We start from the raw sequence: 5247 nt of genomic DNA on the forward strand, positions 1-5247 counted from the left end.
TGGGCGGTAAAGAGATTGACGCCGATTCGGATGTCGCGACCATGGCGCTGACGCAGACGCATCGCGTCCCGGCAGGCCTGCACGAGCACCCGGTTGCCGACATCCGCCGCGATCGGCGTATTTTCAAGTTCCGCGATGAAAGCGCCCGGAGCCAGTAATCCACGCTCGGGATGCTGCCAGCGCAAGAGCGCCTCGACCCCGGTCAGCGCACCGGTTTCGAGATCGACCTGGGGCTGCAGGAATACGGTGAATTGTTCCTCTTCGTGGGCGACGTGGAGAGCCGTGCGCAATTCTTGACGGGACTCGAGTTTCGCGCGCAGATCTTCCGTATAGACAAGCTTGTGCCCCGGTCCAAGGCTCTTTGCTTCATAGAGGGCGAGATCGGCATTGCCGAGAAGCGTGTCGGGATCGTTTCCGGAAAACGCAACGATCCCGACACAGGCGCCCAGCCTCAGGACATGCCCGCCAACCTCGAAGGGCTCGGCCAGCGTGTCGATGATCCACGATGCAACGTCTTCAGCGCCATTGCTGTCGGTGTCGCGAATGATCACACCAAACTCGTCACCGCCGAGGCGATATACACCACCCGTTGCGAAGGCGGTCGTCTGGACACGCTGCGCCGCCACGCGCAGGAGGGCATCACCGGTGAGATGGCCGTAGCAATCATTCACGAGTTTGAACCCGTCAAGATCAATCAGGAGCAATGCGCCACGGGCGCGCGCCGCGAGGGCTTCGCGAATATCCTTCTGGAACAGGGTCCGGTTGCCGATACGGGTGAGCGGGTCGAAATGCGCGAGCCGGTAGAGTTGATCCTCGGCCTGCTTGCGTTGTGTGGCGTCCTTGATGATTGCACCGAATGCCTTCGCGCCGTCTTCTTCCCAACGCGCGACGCTGATCTCCGCCGGAAACCGTGAACCGTCCCGACGCATGGCTGGCAATTCAACCGTATTCCCCACGATGCCTGCCGATTCACCGCGCAGATTGCGCTCCATGCCGGCATGATGCGCCGCCCGCATCTCTTCGGGGATGATGATATCAAGGCTTTGCCCGATCGCGTCATCGGCATCATAGCCGAACATCGCAGTCGCACCGGCATTCCACTCGGTGATGATGCCGGAGCCGTTGGTGCAGATCACCGCATTCGGAGAGCTGCTGGCGAAAGATGCGTGACGATGCTCGGTCTGAGCCCGGCGCCGTTCCTCGCGGCGACGCTCCAGCCGGTCCATGGCAAGCGTGGCCAGATCAGCGAGCAATGTCTTTTCGCGCTCATCGAGGGGCGGTCGCGGCTTCGTATCGATGATGCAGACCCGTCCCAGCACATGATCATCATGGGTCACCAGCGGTGCGCCAGCGTAAAAGCGCAGGTGCGGCTCGCCGGTTACGAAAGGATTTTCGGCAAAGCGCGGGTCGCGCGTCGTATCCTCGATGACGAGGACGTCACGACTGGTGAGGATATCGGTTTGGCAAAAGGAGACATCGCGGGGTGTTTGCGCGATTGCGAGGCCGTGGCATCCCGTGAAGGCCTGTTCGCAGGCGCCGACGAGAGTGACGGCAGCGATCGGCGCATTGAACAGATGCGCGGCCAGTCGGGCGATATGATCAAAGTCCGCCTCCGATCCACCATTGGAAAGATCGTAACGGGACAGGACTGCCAGCCGTTCGTTCTCCAGACGAAGGCGCGTTTCCGATGAAAGTACTGATTCATCGACAGGGCGCAAAGCCATGACAGTAATCCTTCCTGCATCCGTACAGGTTCAGAGACCTGCTTAACGACAGAAACATATCTCAGATTGCGCTTTGTCTTTGCTGCTACCGTGATGCGTTCCCTAAAGTCAAACGTACACTGAGACTGTTTATCTTCGCTTAATCGGAATTTCGGGACGGTATTGCCAAAAGGAAATTCACCATGTCTTTTTGTAAGACGCTACTGTGACGACCAGATTCATTCAATTTCATATGAAAGTATCACCCTGTCCAGGCTGGTTCAGTCACCAGAAGTATGAAATCCGGTCGAGGCGACAGAAACAGAAGGGGTGCAGTCTTTGTTTGGTTGAAAATCGATTTCAATCAAGCCGCCCGCGACACATTCGTATCGCGGGCGGTAAACCGGCTGTTTTTTTAAGTCAGGGATTTCAGCCAGCGCGCACGCGCTGGAGGAACTGCGAGACTTCCGCCTCCAGGCTGCCGGCATTTTCCGAGAGCGCATTCGCGGAGGTGAGCAACTGCTCGGAAGCCGTCGCCGTCTGGCTGGAGGCCTCGCGAACCTGAGTGATGTTGCCCGTGGCCTCCTGCGTGCCGCGCGCCGCTTCCGACACGTTGCGCGCGATCTCGCCGGTCGCCGCCTGCTGTTCTTCCACAGCCGCCGCGACAGAACCGGTCAGCGAGGACATTTCCTCGATCTGATGGGCGATCGCTGCGATCGCCGCCACGGATTTCTCCGAAATCCCCTGCATGCCCGTGATTTGCGTCGCGATCTGGTCCGTCGCCTTGGCCGTCTGGTCGGCGAGCCCCTTCACTTCGGCTGCGACCACCGCGAAGCCCTTTCCGGCCTCACCGGCGCGGGCCGCCTCGATCGTGGCATTGAGCGCGAGCAGATTGGTCTGCTCGGCGATGGCCCGGATCATGGCGATGACCTCGCCGATCTTCAGGGCCGAGTCGGAGAGCTCGGAGACGAGTTCGTTGGTCTCACGCGCCTGCTCGACCGCCGCAGCCGACTTGGTCGCGGTCTGCGAAACCTGCGAGCCGATTTCCTGTGCGGAGGCCGCGAGTTGCTCGGTCGCCGTGGCGACGGCCTGGACGTTCGCAGCCGTCTGCTCGGCGGCGGACGCGACCGAAGCCGATTGCATGTTGGTCTCTTCCGCCGTGGAGGACAGCGAACGCGCCGTCGATTTCAGCGTGCCGGAGGATTTCGACAGCTCACGCACGAGACCGCCCACCGTGGTTTCGAACTCGTCCGCCAGCCGGGCCATGGCCGTCTGCTTCTCGGCTTCGGTCTGCTCCGCATTGCGCTGCGCTTCCTCCGCCTTGCGCCGTCCGAGCGCATCACGGAACCCGACCAGCGCCTTGGCAATGGCGCCCACCTCGTCACGGCGATCCACGCCCGGAACCGTCGCGTCGAGTTCACCGCCCGCCATGCGCTCCAGTGTCGCCGTGAGCCCCTGCACCGGCTTGATCACCGAGCGCGCCACCAGAGTGCCGGCGGCAATGGAGAGCACGATCGCCAGCGCGAGCGCACCCAGAACGAGGGTTGAGAAGCCCTCGGCAGAACGCGTCACCTCGGCACCCACAGCCTGGCTTTGCGCCTCCTGATAATCGATGAAGCGGTTAATCGCAGCGAGCCAGTCGACGAAGAGACCGCTGGCCTGCGTCATCAAGAGGTCATGCGCCGTCTCTCCATTGCCAGCCCGTTGCAGGTTGACGATTTCGTCGACGAGCGGGTTCGTCTGCGCCTGGATCGCGTCGATATCGGCGAGCATGGCTTTTCCGGCATCAGACAAACCGATTTCGGCGACGAGCCCGTCCATGGCCCGCTCGTTCTCGGCATAGAATTGTGCAAGTTCATCAATCAGGGCAACCTGCTCGCGTTGCGCCCCCGCATCCTCGTAGAGCACGACATCGCGGATGGCGATCGCGCGGTCATGCACGCTGCCGCGGTAATTGATGGCATGCCGCTGCAGGACGGCATTGACGTTGTTGATCTCCGCTAGGTTGCGGTTGAGGTTGCCGACTTCCGCCACGGAGATCCAGGCAAGCCCCGCCATAAGGGCGAGCACGAAGGCAAAGGCGACCGCCAGTTTGGCGGCGATACCGGTCTTCTCGATTTTCATGGATCTGACTTCCTGTTCTACCGAGGGATGCTTTCATGTCTTTTGCTATCCCTTTCGTTGAGAAGGATTTAAGCCGAAAAAAATTTAATGAAAATTAATGGGACATTTGACAGGCCATGCGCTTGCGCAAAACCCATGCTCAAAAAATGCATGCCTCCAGAGTGATCCGGCTGCCATGCTGCCGCGCACCGGCTTGCCCCCTCCCCCTGCGGCTCCCACTATGCGACATTCGGATGATGCGATTCGTCTTTCCTTTTCGACATTGTCAGAGCCGGAGCCGGACGTGACCCAGATGCCATCAGAATCCGCCCGCCACGATCGCGCTCCGCTCGCGATCCTGCTCGCCGCCTTCGTCGCGCTGGTGACCTGCGTAGCAACGCCTGATCATGCCGTCGCACAAAGCCGCGTCGTGCCCGAGAGCGACGCGCAAGTGAAACTCTCCTATGCGCCGCTCGTACGCGAAGCTGCCGGGGCGGTGGTCAATGTGCACGGGGCCCGCGTCAGCGAGCGCCCGCGCGACCATATGGAGGATTTCTTCGAGCGCTTCTTCGGCAGCGACGGCTTCGGCGCCATGCCGCGCGAGCGGATCGAGCGCTCCCTCGGCTCCGGCGTCATCGTCGATGAAGCAGGACTGGTGGTGACCAACTACCATGTTGTCGAGGGCATGACGGAGTTGCGCGTGGCTCTCGTTGATCGGCGCGAATTCGACGCCGAGGTCGTCCTGCGCGATCCGCGCAGCGATCTCGCCATGTTGCAGATCGTGTCCGAAGAGCGCTTTCCGGCTCTCGAGCTGGGCGATTCCGAGACACTCGAAGTCGGCGATATCGTGCTCGCCATCGGCAACCCGTTCGGCGTCGGCCAGACGGTGACGCAGGGCATCGTCTCGGCTCTGGCGCGCACCCAGGTCGGGATCAGCGATTACCAGTTCTTCATCCAGACCGATGCGGCGATCAATCCCGGCAATTCCGGCGGAGCCCTGCTCGACATGAACGGACGGGTCGTGGGCATCAACACGGCGATCTATTCGCGTTCCGGCGGCAGCCACGGCATCGGCTTCGCCATTCCTGCGGCGATGGTGCATGCGGTGGTGGAGTCGGCTCGCATCGGTGCCGAGCGCGTACGCCGCCCCTGGCTCGGCGCCTCGGTACAGGAGGTCACCCCCGACATTGCCGAGAGTGTCGGCCTCGCCCGGCCCTCCGGCGTGCTCGTCACGAATGTCCTTGATGACAGCCCCGCCGACCGCGCCGGGCTGCGCCGGGGCGATATCATCCGCGCCGTCGAGGGGCGCCGGATCAACGATCCGGATGCTTTCGGCTATCGCTTCGCCCTCGCGGGTGTCGAAGGATTGGCGCGTATCGACATTCTGCGCGGCGACCGCGCCATGGCGCTCGACGTGCCGCTGATGCCACCGCCGGAGAAT

3 protein-coding genes are annotated in these 5247 nt (G+C 62.1%); 1 reads left to right on the forward strand and 2 read right to left on the reverse strand.

The genetic code is table 11. From position 1 onward, the window contains the following. Positions 1-1724: diguanylate cyclase domain-containing protein (locus tag VKP01_RS14155; protein WP_324413371.1), on the reverse strand; the 1724-nt coding region annotated here is incomplete at its 3' end. A gap of 408 nt (positions 1725-2132) precedes the next feature. Further along, positions 2133-3827 (reverse strand): methyl-accepting chemotaxis protein, encoded by a 1695-nt coding sequence (locus VKP01_RS14160; RefSeq protein WP_324413373.1) that lies wholly within the window; start codon positions 3825-3827, stop codon positions 2133-2135. Between the two features lie 292 nt (positions 3828-4119). On the opposite strand from VKP01_RS14160, the gene VKP01_RS14165 reads away from it, so the two are divergent. After that, positions 4120-5247: trypsin-like peptidase domain-containing protein (locus VKP01_RS14165; RefSeq protein WP_324413375.1), on the forward strand; the 1128-nt coding region annotated here is incomplete at its 3' end.

The organism is Saliniramus sp., assembly GCF_035311605.1.
GTDB lineage: Bacteria > Pseudomonadota > Alphaproteobacteria > Rhizobiales > Beijerinckiaceae > Saliniramus.

Bases quoted from the DNA above. Each gene is read 5' to 3' on its own strand.
- VKP01_RS14160 (WP_324413373.1), bottom strand. From the start codon at position 3,827: ATGAAAATCGAGAAGACCGGTATCGCCGCCAAACTGGCGGTCGCCTTT.